General features: G+C 60.1%; 19 protein-coding genes. 10 read left to right on the top strand and 9 right to left on the bottom strand.

The annotated features are described in order from the left end of the window. Positions 1–254 precede the first annotated feature (254 nt). Together ettA and ACR0K9_RS15425 are read left to right on the top strand one after the other, a co-directional pair. Positions 255–1,922, top strand: coding sequence for an energy-dependent translational throttle protein EttA (ettA, locus tag ACR0K9_RS15430; RefSeq protein ID WP_480824484.1), 1,668 nt, complete (start codon positions 255–257; stop codon positions 1,920–1,922). 18 nt (positions 1,923–1,940) lie between these two features. Continuing rightward, on the top strand, positions 1,941–2,828 hold the full coding sequence (locus tag ACR0K9_RS15425; protein ID WP_480824482.1) for a hypothetical protein: 888 nt from the start codon (positions 1,941–1,943) through the stop codon (positions 2,826–2,828). Here ACR0K9_RS15425 and ACR0K9_RS15420 read toward each other — a convergent pair. Continuing rightward, complete coding sequence (locus tag ACR0K9_RS15420; protein WP_480824480.1) at positions 2,814–3,155, bottom strand: REP-associated tyrosine transposase; 342 nt, start codon at positions 3,153–3,155, stop codon at positions 2,814–2,816. The two genes, ACR0K9_RS15425 and ACR0K9_RS15420, sit on opposite strands and share 15 nt — an antisense overlap. A gap of 327 nt (positions 3,156–3,482) precedes the next feature. On the opposite strand from ACR0K9_RS15420, the gene ACR0K9_RS15415 reads away from it, so the two are divergent. Both ACR0K9_RS15415 and ACR0K9_RS15410 read left to right on the top strand, forming a co-directional pair. Further along, positions 3,483–3,689 carry a cold-shock protein gene (locus ACR0K9_RS15415; protein WP_008757902.1) on the top strand — a complete coding sequence of 69 codons (207 nt, stop codon included), beginning with the start codon at positions 3,483–3,485 and terminating at the stop codon, positions 3,687–3,689. A 165-nt stretch (positions 3,690–3,854) separates the two neighbouring features. Beyond that, positions 3,855–4,409, top strand: coding sequence for a L,D-transpeptidase (locus ACR0K9_RS15410; RefSeq protein ID WP_480824478.1), 555 nt, complete (start codon positions 3,855–3,857; stop codon positions 4,407–4,409). Here the strand turns inward: ACR0K9_RS15410 and ACR0K9_RS15405 are convergent. Together ACR0K9_RS15405 and ACR0K9_RS15400 are read right to left on the bottom strand one after the other, a co-directional pair. Further along, positions 4,406–5,020 (bottom strand): SOS response-associated peptidase, encoded by a 615-nt coding sequence (locus tag ACR0K9_RS15405; RefSeq protein ID WP_480824476.1) that lies wholly within the window; start codon positions 5,018–5,020, stop codon positions 4,406–4,408. The two genes, ACR0K9_RS15410 and ACR0K9_RS15405, sit on opposite strands and share 4 nt — an antisense overlap. Positions 5,021–5,030: 10 nt before the next feature. After that, on the bottom strand, positions 5,031–5,678 hold the full coding sequence (locus ACR0K9_RS15400; protein WP_480824474.1) for an arylesterase: 648 nt from the start codon (positions 5,676–5,678) through the stop codon (positions 5,031–5,033). A 42-nt stretch (positions 5,679–5,720) separates the two neighbouring features. Between ACR0K9_RS15400 and ACR0K9_RS15395 the strand changes: the two genes are divergently transcribed. Further along, entirely contained in the window at positions 5,721–6,416 is a 696-nt protein-coding gene (locus tag ACR0K9_RS15395) for an ABC transporter ATP-binding protein (RefSeq protein WP_480824472.1), read from the top strand. Next, positions 6,413–8,941, top strand: coding sequence for an ABC transporter permease (locus ACR0K9_RS15390; protein WP_480824470.1), 2,529 nt, complete (start codon positions 6,413–6,415; stop codon positions 8,939–8,941). The genes ACR0K9_RS15395 and ACR0K9_RS15390 overlap by 4 nt, the downstream gene beginning before the upstream one ends. Before the next feature lie 2 nt (positions 8,942–8,943). On the opposite strand, the gene ACR0K9_RS15385 is transcribed toward ACR0K9_RS15390, so the two are convergent. Beyond that, complete coding sequence (locus ACR0K9_RS15385; protein WP_480536498.1) at positions 8,944–9,390, bottom strand: RrF2 family transcriptional regulator; 447 nt, start codon at positions 9,388–9,390, stop codon at positions 8,944–8,946. A 94-nt stretch (positions 9,391–9,484) separates the two neighbouring features. Between ACR0K9_RS15385 and ACR0K9_RS15380 the strand changes: the two genes are divergently transcribed. Next, positions 9,485–10,054, top strand: coding sequence for a gamma-glutamylcyclotransferase family protein (locus tag ACR0K9_RS15380; RefSeq protein WP_480824468.1), 570 nt, complete (start codon positions 9,485–9,487; stop codon positions 10,052–10,054). Between the two features lie 85 nt (positions 10,055–10,139). Here the strand turns inward: ACR0K9_RS15380 and gltX are convergent, their stop codons facing one another. Then, positions 10,140–11,465 (bottom strand): glutamate--tRNA ligase, encoded by a 1,326-nt coding sequence (gltX, locus tag ACR0K9_RS15375; RefSeq protein ID WP_480824466.1) that lies wholly within the window; start codon positions 11,463–11,465, stop codon positions 10,140–10,142. Between the two features lie 216 nt (positions 11,466–11,681). Between gltX and ACR0K9_RS15370 the strand changes: the two genes are divergently transcribed. Then, positions 11,682–12,614 carry an MBL fold metallo-hydrolase gene (locus ACR0K9_RS15370; RefSeq protein WP_480824464.1) on the top strand — a complete coding sequence of 311 codons (933 nt, stop codon included), beginning with the start codon at positions 11,682–11,684 and terminating at the stop codon, positions 12,612–12,614. A 4-nt stretch (positions 12,615–12,618) separates the two neighbouring features. Here the strand turns inward: ACR0K9_RS15370 and ACR0K9_RS15365 are convergent, their stop codons facing one another. The 3 genes from ACR0K9_RS15365 to ACR0K9_RS15355 all read right to left on the bottom strand — a co-directional run bounded on the left by ACR0K9_RS15365 (position 12,619) and on the right by ACR0K9_RS15355 (position 16,300). Continuing rightward, complete coding sequence (locus ACR0K9_RS15365; RefSeq protein WP_480824462.1) at positions 12,619–13,950, bottom strand: NAD(P)/FAD-dependent oxidoreductase; 1,332 nt, start codon at positions 13,948–13,950, stop codon at positions 12,619–12,621. A 150-nt stretch (positions 13,951–14,100) separates the two neighbouring features. Next, positions 14,101–14,367 carry a hypothetical protein gene (locus ACR0K9_RS15360; protein WP_480536491.1) on the bottom strand — a complete coding sequence of 89 codons (267 nt, stop codon included), beginning with the start codon at positions 14,365–14,367 and terminating at the stop codon, positions 14,101–14,103. A gap of 265 nt (positions 14,368–14,632) precedes the next feature. Further along, positions 14,633–16,300, bottom strand: coding sequence for an NAD+ synthase (locus ACR0K9_RS15355; RefSeq protein ID WP_480824460.1), 1,668 nt, complete (start codon positions 16,298–16,300; stop codon positions 14,633–14,635). Between the two features lie 152 nt (positions 16,301–16,452). On the opposite strand from ACR0K9_RS15355, the gene ACR0K9_RS15350 reads away from it, so the two are divergent. After that, positions 16,453–17,943 carry an MORN repeat-containing protein gene (locus tag ACR0K9_RS15350; RefSeq protein WP_480824458.1) on the top strand — a complete coding sequence of 497 codons (1,491 nt, stop codon included), beginning with the start codon at positions 16,453–16,455 and terminating at the stop codon, positions 17,941–17,943. Between the two features lie 6 nt (positions 17,944–17,949). Here ACR0K9_RS15350 and ACR0K9_RS15345 read toward each other — a convergent pair whose 3' ends face one another. Further along, entirely contained in the window at positions 17,950–18,615 is a 666-nt protein-coding gene (locus tag ACR0K9_RS15345) for an SDR family NAD(P)-dependent oxidoreductase (protein ID WP_480824456.1), read from the bottom strand. Positions 18,616–18,890: 275 nt separating this feature from the next. Between ACR0K9_RS15345 and ACR0K9_RS15340 the strand changes: the two genes are divergently transcribed. After that, positions 18,891–20,465: a 2-isopropylmalate synthase gene (locus ACR0K9_RS15340; protein WP_480824454.1), complete on the top strand. Its 1,575-nt coding sequence runs from the start codon at positions 18,891–18,893 to the stop codon at positions 20,463–20,465. Positions 20,466–20,636: the final 171 nt, after the last annotated feature.

The raw sequence follows: 20,636 nt of genomic DNA, 5'->3' as shown, positions 1-20,636 counted from the left end.
GCAGTTCATCCATTGTAACGATGTAGACACCAGCTATTGGGATGAAGTTCTCAATTCAGATAGCGGAAACCGTGAAGCGGGTTCTGCGACCCGATTGTCGCTATCCCAAATATGCGAACTGTATCTGGAGACCTACGACACGAGTGCGCTATTGCAAAAATAGGTAATCGACCTTCAAGCCTTCTCATTGCCCCCACCAACCGCATCCGCTATCACACCGCCCAACTCAATTTCCCCGACCCAGAGGACGCGACATGGCCGCCTATCAATATGTCTACCACATGCAGGGTGTCTCCAAGACCTATCCCGGTGGCAAGAAGTGCTTTGAAAACATCCACCTGAGCTTTCTGCCCGGCGTGAAAATCGGCGTCGTCGGCGTCAACGGTGCGGGTAAATCGACGCTGATGAAGATCATGGCCGGCCTCGACACCGACTTCACCGGTGAGGCGTGGGCCGCCGAGGGCGCCAAGGTCGGCTATCTGCCGCAGGAACCGCAGCTGGATGAATCGCTGACCGTCCGCGAAAACGTCATGCTGGGCGTGGCCGCGAAAAAGGCCAAGGTCGACCGGTTCAACGAAATCGCCATGGAAATCGCCGAGAACTACTCGGACGAGCTTATGGAGGAAATGACCACCCTGCAGGACGCCATCGACGCCGAGAACCTGTGGGACCTCGACAGCCAGATAGACGTCTCGATGGAGGCGCTGCGCTGCCCGCCGGACGACGCCAACATCGCCAACCTCTCGGGCGGTGAGAAACGCCGCGTGGCGCTCTGCAAGCTGCTGCTCGAAGCGCCCGACATGCTGCTGCTTGATGAACCGACAAACCACCTGGACGCCGAGACCATCGCTTGGCTGCAACAGCACTTGATCGACTACAAGGGCACCATCCTGATCGTCACCCACGACCGCTATTTCCTGGATGACATCACCGGCTGGATCCTTGAACTCGACCGCGGCCGCGGCATTCCCTACGAAGGCAACTACTCCGCATGGCTGGAACAAAAGGCCAAACGGCTGGAGCAGGAAGCCCGCGAGGACAAGTCCAAGCAGAAAACCCTGCAGCGAGAGTTGGAATGGATGCGTCAGGGCCAGAAGGCCCGTCAGGCCAAATCCAAGGCCCGGATCAACGCCTATAACGAGCTGGCCGAACAGTCCGAACGCGAAAAGCTGACCCGCGCCCAGATCGTCATCCCCAACGGCCAGCGCCTTGGCGGCAAGGTGATCGAGGTCGAGGGCCTGTCGAAACACATGGGCGACAAGCAGTTGATCGAAGGGCTGGACTTCGCCCTGCCCCCCGGCGGCATCGTCGGCGTCATCGGCCCCAACGGTGCCGGTAAATCGACCCTGTTCAAGATGCTCACCGGTCAGGAACAGCCCGACAGCGGCACCATCACGCTGGGCGACACGGTCGAACTGTCCTATGTCGACCAGTCCCGCGACGACCTCAAGGACAACGACACCGTGTGGGAAGCGATCACCGGCGGCGCCGAGATCATCCAGTTGGGCGACGCGCAGGTCAATTCCCGCGCCTATTGCTCGTCCTTCAACTTCAAGGGCGGCGACCAACAGAAAAAGGTCTCGCTGCTATCAGGCGGTGAGCGCAACCGCGTCCACATGGCCCGCCTGCTGAAAGAGGGCGGCAACGTCTTACTGCTCGACGAACCGACCAACGATCTGGATGTCGAAACCCTGCGCGCGCTGGAAGACGCATTGGTCGATTTCGCCGGCTGCGCCGTGGTCATCTCGCACGACCGCTTCTTCCTCGACCGGATCTCCACGCACATTCTGGCGTTTGAGGGTGACGCGCATGTGGAATGGTTCGAGGGCAACTTCGAAGATTACGAAGAGGACAAAAAGCGCCGTCTGGGACCGGACGCACTGGAGCCCAAGCGGTTGAAGCATAAGAAATTTGCGCGGTAGAGCAAATAGGAGAAAACCTTGCAAGCAAAGCCCCTTACCGCAGGGGCTTTGCGTATACCTAATTTCGAAATTCTCATTCTTGTCTCACGGTTTTATTTCTGGAAACTTGGCAATATGAAACTTGTATCGCGAATATTAACAGCGTCGGCGCTGTCAGCGGAAGTTAACTGGCGCTCTTGGAAAGAAGAATATGAAACCGAAGAAGGGTTCTTGGATCTCCTGAAAGATCCCAAATCCACAAGGTTTGAAAAATTTATGCAGGAATATTCACTATCAAGGACCATCCAAAGTGAAGAAAAAAACGACCGCCTAAACGATAAAGAAAGAAAAAAGAGAGCAATAGAGAATAGAGCAAACGTCCGAGGAACGTTGAGCGAAATTTTCCACGAAGGTGGCAACTTTTTAACCATTAATAATATAAATAAGCACTCAGTTCCCAAGCTCGAAGAACTCTTGTCCGAAGCCTTGAAAGAAGTCGGAATAAAGGTCTCCTCTGGAAATAGAGGGCGATTTACCTCCCTATGTTCGAAACTTCTGACATTTCACTCCCCAAAACTAATAACGCCCTATGACAGATTTGCGCGCCGCGGGATCGCGCATTTGGCTAGTGCGATAAAAAATAGAGACCAAGAAGATAAGGATAAGCCGCACAATGCGAAGTGGCTTCTAGAATCTAGAAATAGCTTTCCTTATGCAAAAAAATATGAAGATTTTCACACTGACTTTTTTGATGTGCGGAAAATATTCAAAGAACAACTTCATAAAGTTGCAAGTGCCGCCATCAAAGAAAACAATGATGCGCTCATTAATCGCAGCCTCGATAACTACGCGATGTATATTGGCGGTCGATGGGGGGATATTTATCCTCGGATACATCTGGAAGAGAATGGGCTAATAACTCCTTGAGGAATTACGAACCGGGCGAAGCAAGCGTAGGATGGGGTTCCACCCCACCACTCCCGACGCCTTCACCCCACGCGTAAACCTCGATTTGATCGCGCCCCACCGCGTCGAATAATCCGCATCCCCCGGCGGCAGGGTCCAGACCGCGTGCAGATGATCGGGCAACACAACAAACGCATCGCACCAGAACGGCCGTTCCCCCTGCGTCACCGCAAAGGCTGCCCTCAGATACGCCACCTCTCGCACCAACACATCCGATGTTCGGTCGGCCAGAGACACGGTGAAAAAATACTTGGCTCCGGGGATGCGGGCGCGGCGGTAGTTGCTCATGCCAAGACTTGATCACAGGATGGGTTAATGGATTCTGAATACCCGCCGGGCGCGGCGGATGTATAATTCAACGCTATCAAAGAGCCAAAATTGATAACCAAACCCATCGGCGGAATCTTGTACAAGTCGGACGATCCACCCTTTAACCCTTGTACAAACCAGACAATCCACCCTTGCCACATTCCCGCCCCGATGCCATATGCAAAGGGCATACGTTTTTCTATTTCGACCTACTGTCTCCTTCTACGGCGCTCAGTCACTCGATCCAGACCGACGACGCCAGGCTGCCGCAACTCCGTGGGCAGCAACAAACAGGAGATAACGGATATGCCCGCAGGCACCGTAAAATGGTTCAACACCACCAAAGGCTTCGGCTTCATCGCACCAGAAGAAGGCGGCAAAGACGTGTTCGTGCACATCTCGGCCGTGGAACGCTCGGGCCTGACCGGTCTGGCCGACAACCAGAAAGTCACCTACGAACTGCGCGCCGGCCGTGACGGTCGCGAAAGCGCAGACAATATCGAGCTGGCATAAGCTCGGGAATGGGGTGAGGCGCAATCCTCGCCCCTACTCGTATTGCGTGATGTCAGGGCCACAGAACACATCACATTTTGGTAATACCTGCCCTAGAATTGACCAGATTTGCTATCATCCTGACAGTGACGTCACGATTGAATTGGTCAATTGAAGAGGCCCACCATGTTCACACGCCGCGTGTTTCTTGCCGGAACGGCTGCCAGCCTGATGCCGGGTATCGCCAGCGCCAAGAAGGCGGTGGAGTATGATCCCACACCGCAATTCGTTCGGGTCAAAAAGCAATTTCTGCCCGGTCAGTTGCTGGTCGTGCCGCGATCTTTCTATCTGTATTATGTGACCGAGCCGCGCAAAGCGGTTCGCTATGGCTGCGGCGTCGGCAAGGCGGGGCTGGAGTTCACCGGCACCGCAACCATCGATGTCAAGAAAGAATGGCCCACTTGGCGACCGACCGAAGAGATGATCGAGCGTGATCCGGTGGCCTATGCGCGCTTCAAGGACAACGAATATGTGCAGCCGGGCGGAGGGGATAATCCGTTGGGGGCCCGCGCGCTGTACCTGTTCCAGAACGGGGTTGACACGTATTTCCGCATTCACGGAACGACGCAGCCGCAGACCATTGGACGTGCGGCATCGAACGGGTGCATTCGCATGCTGAATGAGCATGTGATCGACCTTTACAACCGGGTGCCGATCGGAACCGTGGTGACAGTGATCTAGGGACCCGACCAATCCACATCGCCCGCCTGCTCGATGCGCAACCGCCCTTCGGGCCATGGGCGCACAAGGCTTTTGGCCTGTTCTTCCGTTCCGGTCAGCCACATCTGAACCGCATCCCGGTCAAGCAACACCCCCATCCGATGATGGATCGGCTCCACGTCCGCATTTGGCGCGCAGGTCACCGCAGCCACCTGATCGACGCGCAACCCTCCGGGTGCCTGCCAGGCGTCGGTGATTGCGGCAAACAGCAGAGGTGATCCATCCTCGGCTGAAATACGCCAGGCTGTTTTGCGCCGCTTCTCTCCGGTCCACTCGTACCAGCCGTCAACCGGAATCACCGCACGTCCGACGCCTTCGAAGGCGCTTTTGTCGAAAACCGTCTCGGATCGGGCATTGATGATGGTCTCCATCACCGGTCGTCCGCGCGCATTTACCCGACCAACGGGGATCATCCCCCAGCGCATGAAGGCCAGCCCATCATCGGTCAGAACCACCACTTCCTGCCCCGGCTGGATGTTATGGCGTGGCGATTGCTGAGGGAGGCAGCGCTGAACCCCCAGATCGTCGGCGATCTGAGATACCGGTCGTGTCAGAAAGAACCGTCCGGGCATCGGACCCCTCCTATTTCGCGGCCTCCTCGGCCAGGATCAACACCTCGGGCCCCAACGCTTCAACGATCAAAGACACGCCCTGCGCGTTGGGATGAATCCCATCCGGTTGCATATACTGCCGCGCTGCCGCCGGATCGCCCGAGGCGGTCAGGCCTTCAAAGAAGCTCTCGGCGTAAAGCGCGTCGAATTGCCGGGCCAGTTCAGGGTACATGCCGTCGAAACGCTGCTTGTAATCGGCCCCGTAATTGCCCGGGGCCTGCATACCGATCAGCAGCACCTCTACCTCCGAGGCATCGGCCGCGCTGAGGATCGCCTGAAGGTTGGCACGCGAAACATCCGGGTCAATGCCACGCAAAAGGTCATTGCCGCCAAGCGCCACGATCATTCCATCCACATCAGGCGTCAGGGTCCAGTCGACCCGCGCCGCCCCTCCGGCGGTGGTATCACCGGACACGCCTGCGTTGATCAGCCGGACCTCTGCACCCTGATCCTGCAGCCAGCGCTGCAATTGCGGGACAAAGCCTTCCTGCTCCGGCAAGCCATAGCCTTGCGTCAGAGAATCCCCCAGCGCGGCGATCACGATCGGCTCGGCTGTCGCTGCAAAACCGCAACAGATCAACGCGACGGGGATCAAAGCCTTGCGTAGCTTCCGTTTCACGCCATATCCCAATGGACCACACTCCCCTTACTGGGCTGATTGATGACGATACCTGTTCTCTCCCTCCAAGATGCCGCTTTATCGCTGGATGGCAATGCCGGTCGGGTGGATATCCTGCATGACATCTCTTTGACCGTGGACAAGGGCGAAACGCTGGGGCTGGTCGGCCCGTCCGGGTCGGGCAAATCATCATTGCTGATGCTGATGGGCGGCCTGGAACAGGCCACCGCGGGTCGCGTCAGCGCGTTGGGCCACGATCTGGGTGCGATGACCGAAGACGCTCTGGCCCGGTTCCGGCGCGATGCGATGGGGGTCGTATTTCAGAACTTTCACCTGATTCCGACGATGACGGCGCTGGAAAATGTGGCTACTCCGCTGGAACTGGCGGGCCACATGGACGCGTTTTCGCGCGCTCAGGCCGAACTGGACGCTGTGGGCCTGTCCCATCGCCGGGACCACTACCCGGCGCAATTGTCAGGGGGCGAGCAGCAACGCGTCGCTCTGGCCCGTGCGGCGGCCCCGCGCCCGCAAATCCTGTTGGCGGACGAACCCACGGGCAATCTGGACGAAACCAACGGGGCCGCGATCGTTGACCTTTTGTTCGGGTTGCGCGACCGTCACGGCGCAACCCTGATCCTGGTCACGCACAGCCACAGATTGGCGCAGAAATGCGACCGCGTCATACGTTTGCGGGATGGCCGGGTGGCCGAAGATACAAGGCGCGAGGCCGCCGAATGAGCTTGCGCATGGCCGGGCGTCTGGCGCGGCGCGAGCTGCGCGGCGGGTTGCGCGGGTTTCGGGTGTTTCTTGCCTGTCTCGCCCTTGGGGTCGCGGCGATTGCCGCAGTGGGTTCGGTACGGCAGGCGATTCAGACCGGTCTGACGCAGGAAGGAGCCGCGCTGCTGGGCGGCGATGCGCAGCTGGAATTCACCTATCGCTTTGCCGATGATCAGGAACGCGCGTGGATGGGAAACACCGCTCAGGCGGTCTCGGAGGTCGTCGATTTCCGGTCAATGGCCGTTGCGGGTGACGGCGACGAAGTTCAGCGTGGCCTGACGCAGGTGAAGTCGGTGGATGATGCCTATCCATTGCTGGGCACAGTCCGATTGCTGCCAGAGATGATCTTGTCCGACGCGTTCCAAGGGTCCGACGGTTTGCCGGGCGCAGTGATGGATCCGTCTCTGATCGACCGGATGGGCCTTTCCATAGGCGACCGGTTCGCCCTCGGAACCCAGTCCTTTGTCCTGATGGCATCGCTGGAACACGAGCCGGACGGCGCGGCAGACGGGTTTGCCCTGGGGCCGCGCACGTTGGTCCGTACGCAGGACTTGCAGACCTCGGGCCTGCTGGCACCGGGCACATTGTTCTCGACCAAATACCGGCTCGACCTGCCGCCGAATGTAGCGCTTCAGGCGCTGGCTGCCAGGGCAGAGCAAGCATTCGACGGCACGGGAATGCGCTGGACCGACGCGCGCAACGGCGCGCCGGGGATATCCGAGTTCGTGGGCCGCCTGAGTGCCTTTCTGATCCTCGTCGGCCTCTCCGGCCTCGCGGTCGGCGGCATCGGCGTATCCGCCGCTGTGCGCGCTTATCTGGCCCAGAAAACGGAAACCATCGCCACGCTGCGCACACTCGGGGCGGATCGGGCAACGATCTTCCAGACCTACATGATTCAGATCGGAGTTCTCTCGGGCGTTGGTATCATCCTTGGCCTCGTTCTGGGCGGCGCGATTCCGCTGTTGATCGCCCCCATCATCGAAACCCGTCTGCCTGTTCCCGCCGTCTTCTCGCTTTACGCCCGCCCACTGGCCGAGGCCGCGCTCTATGGGGTGTTAACCGCTTTCCTTTTCACCCTTTGGCCACTTGCCAGAACCGAAGAAGTGCGCGCCGCGACCCTGTTCCGCGACGCCTTGTCTACGGCGCGCAGTCTGCCGCGCTTGATCTATGTTGTGGCAACAGCCGTCGGTCTGGCCTTGTTGATCGGCGCAGCTGCGTGGTTCAGCGGATCAGTCAGGCTGACGCTCTGGACCAGCGGCGGTCTGGCCGGTGCGCTTGCATTGTTGGCGCTTTCGGCCTTCCTGATCCGCAAACTGGCCCAGACCGGAACACCATGGGCCCGAGGCCGCCCGGCCATGCGGTGGGCCCTGTCCGCAATTTCCGACCCGCGTGAAGGCGCATCCTCCGTGGTCCTGTCTCTGGGGCTTGGCCTGTCGGTTCTGGCAGCGGTGGGCCAGATCGATGGAACGCTGCGCAACGCCATCTCGGGCAACCTGCCGGATGTGGCGCCATCCTATTTCTTCGTCGACATCCAGAAAGACCAGATGCCGGGCTTCACCAAGCGGCTGGAAACCGACCCTGCCGTCAGCCGCATCGAAAGCGCGCCGATGTTGCGCGGGATCATCACCCGGATCAATGGCCGGCCCGCCCGCGAGGTGGCGGGGGATCATTGGGTTTTGGAAGGCGACCGGGGTGTCACCTATTCGGACCAGCCACCACAAAACGCCCGCATCACGGATGGCAGCTGGTGGCCCGAGGGCTACTCGGGCCCGCCGCAAGTCAGCTTCGCCGCCGAAGAGGCCGCCGAGATGGGCCTGAAACTGGGCGATGAACTGACGGTGAACATCCTCGGCCGCGATATCACCGCCGAACTGACATCCCTGCGCGAAGTTGATTTTTCGACCGCAGGCATGGGGTTCGTCATGTCCATGAACCCGCAGGCGCTTGCAGGCGCCCCCCACAGCTTCATTGCGACAGTCTATGCCGAAGAACAGGCCGAAGCCGCCATCCTGCGGGATCTGGCGGGGCGGTTCCCGAACATTACCGCGGTCCGGGTGCGGGACGCCATCGACCGTGTCTCCGGCTTGCTTGCAGGGCTTGCCGCAGCCACCTCTTATGGCGCAGGTGTCTCGTTGCTGACCGGATTCCTTGTTCTGATCGGCGCCGCAGCGGCGGGTGAACCCGCACGGCGCTACGAGGCGGCGATCCTGAAAACGCTCGGCGCTGACCGCGGTCGCATCCTGCGAAGCTTTGCCCTGCGCGCGATCCTGTTGGGCGCGGCCGCGGGCGGTGTCGCGCTGCTGACGGGAATCCTGGGCGGTTGGGCCGTTGCCACCTATATCTTCGATACCGGGTTTACGATCATCTGGTCCTCGGCCCTCGGCATTGTGCTGGCGGGCATCGGTGCGACGCTGGGCGCGGGCGTGGCCTTCGCCCTGCGCCCGCTCTCGGTTCGGCCAGCGCGCATCCTGCGCGCCAGCGATTGATTTCAGCGCATGCAGGCAACGGGTTGCAAAATCTTCAGCAGCTGATCGTTGTCGCAAACCAATGCGTCCAGCGTGATTTCATCCAGCGAGGCATAAAACACCTCGGCCGCGTCCTGAAGCGCCAGCCGCAGCCGGCAGGCATCGGTCAGGGGGCAGGTGTTGTCGGCATCCGCAAAACACTCGGCGATCGGCAGACCGCCTTCCACGTGGCGAAAGACCGACCCGATGCGAATCTGGTCCGCAGGCCGGGCCAGCGCCATGCCACCGTTGCGGCCACGCTGTGTGCTCAGATACTCCAGCTGACTAAGCTGATTGATCACTTGCGCCAGATGGTTTTCCGAGATGTTGCAGACTTCGGCGATCTCGGATTTGGTTACCAGCCGATCCTGATGGGCTGCGCAATACATCAACAGGCGCACGGCGATATTTGTCCGTTTGGTAATCCGCATAGCGGCCTCCCTCATAACAAGATGAAGCCTTATTGCATGTCTCGTAAAAAGACTGTTTGACATACATCAATTGTTACCGAAGGACGTGGCCCGCATGGCAGACCCCTATTTCTTTGGCTATGGCAGCCTCGTGAACCTCGCGACGCATGACTTCCCCGATCCGCGACCGGCCCGGCTGAAAGGCTGGCGGCGCGCCTGGAGGCATACCGACCTGCGCCCCGTTGCCTTTTTAACGGCAATCCCCGATCCGGAATCAGAGATCGACGGCATGATTGCCCATGTGCCCGGAAACGACTGGGCGGCGTTGGACGAGCGTGAATGGGCCTATGACCGCATCGCCGCCACTCACGCCGTCACGCACCCGCTTACGCATGCGGTCGATATCGCAGTCTATGCGGTTCCGCAGGGCAGGCACACCGAGCCATCAGATCAACATCCCTTGCTGCTCAGCTATATCGATGTCGTAGTGCAGGGTTACCTGCGTGCGTTCGGCCCCGAAGGCGCAGCTCGGTTCTTTGCAACAACCGATGGCTGGGAGGCGCCAATCCTGAACGACCGCGCTGAACCCCGCTATCCGCGCCACCAGCAGCTGAACCCGGACGAGATCCGATTTGTCGACGACCACCTGACCCGTTTGGGCAGCAGGATCACCCACCCCGCATAAAGAAAAGAGGCAGGCACACCGGCCCGCCCCTTCTTTTGTTCAACAATATTTTCGCCGTTAGCAAGCGCCGTAAGGCGGGATTCCGCTACCCGCGCGCCCGGATCACCTGCAGCAAAGGCAGCAGCGCTGCCATCTCCGGCCCACGCTCCATACCCGTCAACGCCTTGCGCAACGGCATGAACAGCCCCTTGCCCTTGCGGCCTGTGGCCTCTTTCACCGCCTTGGTCCAGCTGCCCCATGTCTCGCCGTCGAACGAGCCTTCGGGCAGCAGCGCCATGGCCTCGGCAATAAATGCGCGATCCTCGTCATCGATCAGAGGTTCAGCCCCGTCCCGGCACAGTTCCCACCAGCCTTTGAGATCACCCAGAGTGGTGATGTTCTCGCGCGCCATGGCCCAGAACGGCTCGGCCAGCTCTGCGGGAACGCCCGCATCCGCGACTGCCCCGGCCACGTCAGCCAGCGGCAGCGATTGCAGATGTTTCGCGGTCAGCGGGAACAGGTCCTGTACATCGAACTTGGTCGGTGCCGCTCCGAAACGGCTGACATCGAAGCCGTCGATCAATTCGGCCATGTCCGAACGCAATTCCACCGGATCAGAAGAACCCAGACGCGCCATCAGACTGAGCAAAGCCATCGGCTGAACGCCCTGCTCACGCAGATCGCGCAGCGCCAGCGTGCCCAGACGTTTGGACAGCGCCTCGCCCTGCGGTCCGGTCAGCAGCGAGTGATGGGCAAAGCGTGGGCAATTACCACCCAGCGCCTGAATGATCTGAATCTGCGTTGCAGTATTGGTCACGTGATCCGAGCCGCGCACGACGTCCGTCACGCCCATCTCGGTATCATCCACCACCGACGCGATGGTATAAAGCACCTGACCGTCCCCCCGGATCAGCACCGGATCAGAGACCGAGGCCGCATCGATCGAAATATCGCCCAGAATACCATCGGTCCACTCGATCCGCTCATGATCCAGCTTGAACCGCCAGACGCCATTGCCCCGCTCGGCGCGCAGCGCCTCTTTCTCGGCATCGCTGAGGTTCAGCGCGGCCCGGTCGTAAACCGGCGGTTTGCCCATGTTCAGTTGCTTCTTGCGCTTGAGGTCCAGTTCAGTGGGCGTTTCAAACGCTTCATAGAAGCGGCCCATTTCGCGCAATTTGTCAGCAGCCTCGGCATAGCGATCCAGACGCTCCGACTGACGCTCGACCCGGTCCCAGTGCAGGCCCAGCCAGTCCAGATCCTGCTTGATCGCATCGACATATTCTTCCTTCGACCGCTCGGGGTCGGTGTCGTCGATACGCAGGATGAACGTGCCGCCCGCCTTTCGAGCGATCAGATAGTTCATCAGGGCTGTGCGCAGGTTGCCCACATGGATGTATCCGGTGGGCGACGGGGCGAAACGGGTGGTGGTCATGGGTGTCTCCTGTTGGCGCGGCTCTTGTCACAGGATTGGCGAATTGTCCAGCGAATGACGGAACAAGTGGTGGTTCCAAGTAGATACACGCTCGCGACATAAACAAAAATTCACACGTAATGTTCAAGCACGCAGATATTGTGACAAGGGTATAAACTGGCAGCAGACTCAGACTGACCTAGTTGAAAACATTATGCGCTGATAGGGAGACCAGAAATGACCATCAAGATGACCCGCCGCGCGGCCCTTGGCACGGCTGCAGCTTTGCCATTTGCGACAGCGGCCGCGCCTGTTCTTGCCGCAGGTGCCGAGGCCAAAGCCAATTCGACCATCGCCAAATCCTTTGCTCTGGGCGATTTCACCGTCACCACTCTGCTGGACGGCAGTCTGCCGCGAGACGGTGCCAAAGAGATTTTCGGAGGCGGCGCATCGGACGAGGAGTTCGCGAAAGTTTCGGCCGAGAATTTCATTCCTGCAGATAAGGCGCATTTCTTCTTCACCCCGACACTGGTGAATACCGGGTCCGAGCTTGTTCTGTTCGACACCGGACTTGGTCAGGGCGGCATTCAGGCCGCACTTGCGGATGTAGGCGTAACGCCGGATCAGATTGACGTTGTGGTCATCACTCACATGCATCCAGACCACATTGGCGGCATGACCACCAATGATGCCGCGACCTTTGCCAACGCCCGCTATGTGACCGCAGCGCCGGAATATGATTTCTGGGCCGCACAGGACGCGGGCAACCGGGTCGGTGATCTGGTTGCGGCCAAGGTCACGCCGCTGGCCGAGAAGATGAGCTTTATCGGGGATGGGGGCGAAGTTGCCTCGGACATCACGGGCATGGCCGCGTTCGGGCACACGCCGGGCCACATGGTCTATCATCTAGAAAGCAACGGCCAACGTCTGGTTCTGACGGCGGATCTGGCCAATCACTATGTCTGGTCCTTCGCGCATCCCGAATGGGAGGTGCGCTTTGACATGGACAAAGCCGCCGCCACGCAGTCACGCCGCGATGTGCTGGGAATGCTGGCCGCGGACAAGGTGCCGATGATCGGCTATCACATGCCCTTCCCAGCAGCCGGTTTCGTCGAAACCCGCGGCGACGGGTTCCGCTTTGTGCCGGTCAGCTATCAGATGATGGGCTGAGGCGTTAGTATCCCGGGTTCGGCCGCACTTTTGACCCATCCGTAAACCGGGAAAGGCGAAAGGCGGTCGGATCGACGCAAGGATCAGTCTGCATCACAAGATCGGCCGCAAGTCGTCCGGCACCGGGACCGATACCAAACCCGTGGCCCGAAAATCCGGTTGCTATGAACAAACCGGGCGTGCTCTCGACGCCTGAAATCACCGGAATTGCATCCGGCGTCACGTCGATCATTCCGGCCCAGCTTTGTACGATCTCAGCCGCGTTCAGCGCCGGGAAGGCCTTGCGAGCGCTTGCCCAAGCCTTCCGCAACACTTTCTGCGATGGCTCGGGGTCCAGAACCCGGCAATGCTCGAACGGGGTGACGTCGGTGGGCAGCCAGCTGCGATCCTTTTGCGCCTCGGTCAGCCAGCGGCGCGACAGGCGGAATCGCAGCGATCGCCAGTCCTGACGGAGCGCGGGCAGAAATTGCCACGCCAAACGAAAGCTGTCGGGCACGATATCGACCGTGTTCTCATGCCCCGACGCGATGGTGTGCCCGCCATCTGCCCGCTTGCGCATAGCGAAATCATCGCTCCACAGCGCAACCTCGGGGGCGGGCTCCGCCGGAGACGACCGCATCACCGTGTTCAATACCTTGAGCTGCGGCAGCGCGATCCCGGTGTTCCCGGCAAACAAGCGGGACCAGACACCGCCAGCCAGCACCACATGGCTGCAGGCCACACGGCCCCTCTCGGTGAAAACCCCCGCGATGCGCCCTGCCTGTAAGTCGACGCTGCGCACCGCGCAATTTGTCATGAGGGCGGCGCCCCGATCCCGTGCAGCTTCGGCGATGGCGGGTGCCGCCCATTGCGGTTCCGCACGCCCGTCCTGCGGCATATACAGCGCGGAACGCTGCCCCGTACCGTTGCCCGGCAGCAGATCGTTCAACTCTGCGCCCGAGATCATGCGTGCGCCGGTCTGTAGCCCCTCAACGTTTCCAAGCCATTTTGTCAGATTGCCTTCGCTACGGCGACCCGAAGCCCCGAACAGAATGCCGGATTGGACATAGCCCGTCTTACGTCCGATCCGCGCGTCCAGTTCCTGCCAGAGGCGAAGCGACTGTATCATCAGGGGAATTTCACGCGGGTCACGCATACCAAGGCGCACCCAACCCCAATTGCGCGAGCTCTGTTCGCCCGCGATCCGGCCTTTTTCGCACAACAGGACAGACACGCCCCGTTCGGCCAGTTCCAGCGCGGTCGACGCACCGATAATGCCGCCACCGATAACGACGACATCCACGTTTTTTGGAAGAGTAAGATCAGGTTCGACAGGGGTCGGGGTCGGGCCAGGCATCAACCGCTCGGAATTGGTTTATCGAAGCCTCATCCAGCCTGATTGAACCTGCGGTGACAATGCGGAACAGATATCCATCCGAGGGTTTACTGCAACTGTGGCCATTCGGCCAACGCACGACCTCTAAAGGCGCGCTGATTGGTCGGCGACCTAAGCCGCGCCGGACAGCTGTGCCCACTTCTGGCGCAACACGGCACCAATTCCCGGCTCAGGTTGCACAGCAAGCGCCTCTTGTGGCCGCAGCACTGGAAATTCAGTGCGCACGGGCTGTGCCTCCGCCATGGGCGCGGGCTTCTCCTGATTCAGGATATCCGCAATTGAGATATCCAGCGCTTCTTCATTCAACTCTCGCGGCGCCGACTCCATGGTCTGCAGTTGCGTCCGAGTATGAAGCGGCTTGTCGTACCCATATGTCATTTTGACCACCAATACCTATACTGGCATCCAACACACGGATGCCTTCCCCCAGTTGAACGCATTTGGCTGATAACCCCGGTAATTCAGGTCAAAGCACAAGATTGCGTCACGTTTGCCCGATATGAGGCAAACCCCGGTCTTAAATGTGTCCAAAAAAGGGCCAAAAAGCAAGGATCACGCCCGCCAATCCCGCCAAACGACCGGTATTGACGAACAATCCACAACCACAATTCGAATTGCGCTTTATCAGTAAACGATAGGGTGCTTAAGGCCTCTGGCCCCGGTCGCGCCAGTGATTCACGATGGGGTAACGCCGGTCCAGCCAGAAAGCGCGCGGCGTCAGCCGGGTGCCCGGCGCAGATTGGAAGCGCTTGTATTCGCTGATGTAGATCAGATGCTCCACCCGCCGCGCCTCGGCCTCATCGAAGCCGGCGGCCACACAATCGGCGACCGAGCCATCCTGATCCACCAGAATATCCAGAATCGCATCCAGCACCGGATAGTCGGGCAGGCTGTCGCTGTCCTTCTGATCTTCGCGCAGTTCCGCACTGGGCGGCTTGTCGATGACCGAAGGGCGAATGACCTCGCCCTGCGGTCCCATCATCCAATCGCGGTGATTGGCATTGCGCCAGCGGCAGGTTTCGAAAACGCGGGTTTTGTACAGGTCCTTGATCGGGTTATAGCCGCCATTCATGTCGCCATAGATCGTGGCATAACCCACCGCGACCTCGGACTTGTTTCCGGTGGTCAGCAGCATCTCGCCAAACTTGTTCGAGATCGCCATCAGCAACAGCCCGCGCAGTCGAGACTGAATATTCTCTTCGGTCAGGTCTTCATCGCGCCCTTCGAACAGCGGGGCCAAAGTTTCGGTCACCGCGGCCCGCCCCTGCGAAATCGGCACAAAGTCGTAATGCACGCCCAACGCCTGCGCGACCGCCTCGGCATCGTCCAATGAGCTTTGGCTGGTATATTCCGACGGCAACATTACACAGCGCACGTTATCAGCCCCGATGGCATCCACCGCGATGGTCGCAACAAGTGCCGAGTCGATGCCACCCGACAGGCCCAGAACCGCCTTCCTGAACCCCGTCTTGGCCATATAGTCGCGCAGCGATTGCACCATGGCGCGATAGTCCTGCTCCCATGCGTCCGGTTGCGGCACGATCTCGCCCGCAGCGATCTGCCAGCCGTCGTCGCCCCGCATCAGGTCGATATGCTGCACCACCTCGTCGAAGACCGGCATCCGGAACGCCAGCTCTCCGCCCGGGTTCAGGCCGAACGTAGCGCCGTCGAAGATCTGATCATCCTGACCACCGACCATATTCAGATAGATCAGCGGCAATCCGGTCTCGACCACGCGCGAGACCATGTGGTTCAGCCGGATATCGTACTTGTCGCGGAAATAGGGCGAGCCATTGGGGATCAGCAGAAACTCGGCGCCGGTTTCTTCAAGCGTTTCGGCCACGTCCTCGTGCCAGCCATCCTCGCAGATCGGGCTGCCGATACGGATATTGCCGACCGCATAGGGCCCGCCCAGAGGACCTGCATCATACAGGCGGACCTCGTCAAAGACCGTCTCATTCGGCAGGTGATGTTTCAGAACCTTGCTGACAATCCGACCGCCCTTGAGGATCAGGTAAGCGTTATAGAGCTTGCCATCTTCAACCCAGGGACCACCAATAGCCAGCGCAGGACCATTGGCGCATTGTTCGGACAGCGCCTCGACCGCCGCCATCGCTGCCCGGTGAAACACCGGCTTCATCACCAGATCCTGAGTGTTGTACCCGGTAATGAACATCTCGGGCAGCGCCACCAGATCGGCCTGCGCATCGCGCCCTTCGGCCCATGCGGCGGCGGCCTTGGCCGCATTGCCGTCGATATCCCCAACGGTCGGGTTCAGCTGCGCCAGAGTGATACGGAAACGATCGGCCATCTTGCCCTCTTGCCTGCGTCAGTCTTTCAGGGATTTAGCAGATCACAGCGCAAGTAAAAGGCAAATGCGGCAAAAGCCGTTGCTCTGTCCCCGGCGGTATCCTAGTTTTGCCGCGGACCAACAACCAAGATACCCCGCAGGCAGGCACGATCATGAACGCATTCCGCATTTCCATTGCCGCAGCAACCTTGTCCCTGATGGCGCAGGCCGCGCTGGCGCAGCAAAGCGGTCAGGTCGTCGTCGCGGATGACGATGTGGGCGGCGTGTATGAGGGAACGTTCGAGAACGGCTTGCGGCACGGAACCGGCACCTATCGGCTGCCCAACGGGTTCGAATATTCCGGCGAATGGGTCGAAGGCGAGATTCAGGGCCGGGGCATCGCCCGCTATACCAACGGCGCGGTGTATGAGGGCGGTTTCGTCAAAGGTCGGCCGGAAGGCCGGGGCAAGATCACCTATGCCGACGGACGCAGCTACGAAGGTGACTGGTCCGAGGGTGCAATTAACGGCGCAGGTATCGCCGAATACACCAACGGCATGCGCTATGACGGCGGCTTCGAGAATGCCAAGCGCCACGGCAAGGGCGTGCTGACTGGTCCAGACGGCTATGTCTATGACGGCGACTGGATCGAGGGCCGGAAAGAGGGCGCGGCCAAAATCACTTATGCCGATGGCAGTACCTATGAAGGTGGCATCAAGAACGGACAGCGTCATGGAACCGGAACCCAGAACATGGCCGACGGGTTCTCGTATTCCGGTGGCTGGGTCGAGGATACGATGACCGGTTCCGGTCGTCTGGTTTATGCCAACGGGGATGTCTACGAAGGCACGCTGGCCAACGGACGGCGACAGGGTGAAGGCAAGGTCACCCATGCCAACGGCGCGGTTTACGAGGGCAATTTCGCCGATGACATGCGCAATGGGCAAGGAACCTTCACCGGCACCGACGGCTTTCGCTATACCGGCGAATGGCAAAACGGCCAGATTCAGGGTCTGGGTGAAGTGACCTATGCAGACGGCTCGGTCTATATCGGGGATTTTCAGGATGATCTGCCGCACGGGAAAGGGCGCACGACCTATCCGAATGGCACCGTCTATGACGGCGACTGGGTGGCGGGCATATTCGAAGGTTCCGGCACCGCGACCTATCCCAACGGCACCATATACAAAGGCCAGTTCAGAAACGCCCGCAGCCACGGCAAAGGCGTACTGACATTTGCCAACGGCTATCAATACGACGGCGATTGGGTCGATGGCGTCCGGCATGGCACGGGCAAAGCCACCTTCCCGGATGGCATCACCTATGAGGGCGAATTCGAAAATGGAAAGCGTCAGGGCCAGGGTACGCTGACCCGTCCCGGTGGGTTCAGCTATACCGGGGCATGGGCGGATGGGAAGATCAACGGTTTCGGCACCGCAACCTATGAGACCGGTGATGTCTATGAGGGCAACTTCCTAGACAACAAGCGTCACGGCGACGGCACGATGCGCTATGCCGGTGGAGAGGTTGAAACGGGTGTCTGGGACAATGACGCGTTGGCAAGCGAAGCCGAGACACCGTCTGAACCGGATGCGCCTGCGACAGAACCCGAGGCAGCGGAACCCGCGTCAGACCCGGCCGAAACGGGCACGAACGACGGCTGATTGCAGCTACCAGGGCACCGGGTTCCCGGCCCAATCATAGAACCCGCCCGTCTCGTCCGGTGTCAGCGCGTCAATCACGGCCAGCAGATTGCCTGCGGCGTCCTCAGGGGCGACGGCGGGATGTCGGCCCAGATATTTCTCGGTAAAGGCGGTTTTGACTGTTCCGGGATGTAAGGCGACGCACAGGGCGTGTTTGTGGGTCCGCGCCAGTTCAATCGCCGCCGTGTGAACGATTTGATTCACCGCAGCCTTGGCCGCGCGATAGCTAACCCAGCCGCCCAGCCGATTGTCTCCGATGGAGCCCACGCGCGCGGACAACACCGCGATGGCCGCCGGGCGATCTCGCGGCAGAAGTCTTTGTGCGTGACGCAAAACCAATGCCGGGCCAACCGCATTCAGGGCGAACTGATCCATCATCGCCTGTGCCGAGACCGACCGCATGGATTTCTCAGGGACCGCGCCTTCGACCTCTAACGCGCCCGAGGCAATCAGGATCAGATCGAACGGGCCGGAAAGCCCGCACAACATATGCTCCACTACATCGGGCCGGGTCAGGTCAAACCCATCCACGGAGCGGGACAGACAGGTGACCTGAACACCCTGTCCCTGCAGGCGTCGCTTCAGGGCGCAGCCAATCCCACCCGAAGCACCGATAATTAGTGCGTTTTCCATGCCGCAAGAGCTAGGCGGAAACTGCACCCCATCAACCGCGCGCCCAAATTTCGCCGCAACTGAAATTCCTTCTTTTCATTCGCCACCTGCGCTGTATAAGCTCAACCCCATGATCAACCGCGCAGATATCCTTTTTGCCGACACCGCCCTGCGCGGTGCATCGCTGCGTGGCCTACTGATCCTAATCCGCCTCTGAGCGTGCCATCCGGCGCGCCCGCTCAGAGGAGGACGCCCGCGCGCCATAGGCTTTAGGACAGAAGAAGAAAGAGTACCCCATGACCAACGTGACCGACCAAGACCGCGTCTTGATCTTCGATACCACTTTGCGCGACGGCGAGCAGAGCCCCGGCGCCACCATGACCCATGACGAAAAGCTGGAAATTGCCGAGCTGCTGGACGAAATGGGCGTCGACATTATCGAAGCCGGGTTTCCCATCGCCTCCGAGGGGGATTTCAAGGCGGTGTCCGAGATCGCCGAGCGTTCGAAGAACAGCCGCATCTGCGGTCTGGCCCGTGCCAATTTCGCCGATATCGACCGCTGCTGGGAGGCGGTGAAACACGCCGGCAAGAACCGCATTCACACCTTCATCGGCACCTCGCCGCTGCACCGGGCCATTCCGAACCTGACCATGGACGAGATGGCCGACAAGATTCACGAAACGGTCAGCCACGCGCGCAATCTGTGTGAAAACGTGCAGTGGTCGCCGATGGATGCGACCCGGACGGAATGGGATTACCTGTGCCGCGTGATCGAGATTGCAATCAAGGCGGGCGCAACCACGATCAACATCCCCGACACCGTGGGCTATACCGCGCCGGTAGAAAGCGCCGATCTGATCAAGCGTCTGATCGAAACTGTGCCGGGCGCGGATGAGGTGGTGTTTGCCACCCATTGCCACAACGATCTCGGCATGGCGACAGCGAACTCTCTGGCGGCTGTAGCCGGGGGTGCGCGGCAGATCGAATGCACCATCAACGGGCTGGGTGAGCGCGCAGGCAACACCGCATTGGAAGAGGTGGTAATGGCGCTGCGCACGCGCAACGACATCATGCCATGGCACACGGGCATCGACACCACCAAGATCATGCATATCTCGCGCCGGGTGGCGACTGTGGCGGGTTTCCCGGTTCAGTTCAACAAGGCCATCGTCGGCAAGAACGCATTCGCCCATGAAAGCGGCATCCATCAGGACGGGATGCTGAAGAACCGCGAGAATTTCGAGATCATGCGCCCCGAGGATATTGGCCTGTCCGGCACCTCGCTGCCGCTGGGCAAGCACTCGGGCCGTGCTGCGTTGCGCGACAAGCTGGAAACGCTGGGCTATGAGGTGGGCGACAACCAGCTCAAGGACATCTTCGTGCGGTTCAAGGATCTGGCCGACCGCAAGAAAGAGGTCTTCGACGATGACCTGATCGCGTTGATGACGCTGGACGATGACGAAACCAACGACCACCTGCAACTGGTCTCGATGAAGGTCACCTGCGGCACCGGAGGTCAGGCGGAATCAACGGTCGAGCTGGAAGTTGACGGCAAAGACGTGATCGCGACCGAACATGGGGACGGCCCCGTCGACGCGACTTTCAAGGCGATCCGCGCGCTTTATCCAAACGAAGCGCATCTGCAGCTGTATCAGGTTCATGCGGTGACCGAAGGAACCGACGCGCAGGCCACGGTTTCCGTTCGTCTGGAAGAAGATGGCATGATCGCCACCGGGCAATCTGCAAACACCGATACGGTCGTTGCCTCGGCCAAAGCTTATATCCACGCCCTGAACCGTCTGATCATGCGCCGTGAAAAGGCCGGTCCTGGCGCAGACACGCGTGAGATCAGCTACAAGGACCTGACCTGATTTAGGGGCAAGGCGAAAGGCTCCCGCACCCGCGGGTGTCCGGCTTCGCCGAACCCCCTTGCGGCTTTGGGACCGGCAGGGCGCCTGCGGCGCGCTCCCGGGCCCAACACGTTTGACGGCATCTCTGATGCTGGCAAACGTGGCGGGAGGTCTTCCGGCTTGTAGTGAAGC

The sequence above is a fragment of the Ruegeria sp. L12 genome, assembly GCF_056531745.1.
Note: the sequence above shows the minus strand (reverse complement) of the source record. Positions and strands in the feature narration are given on the sequence as shown.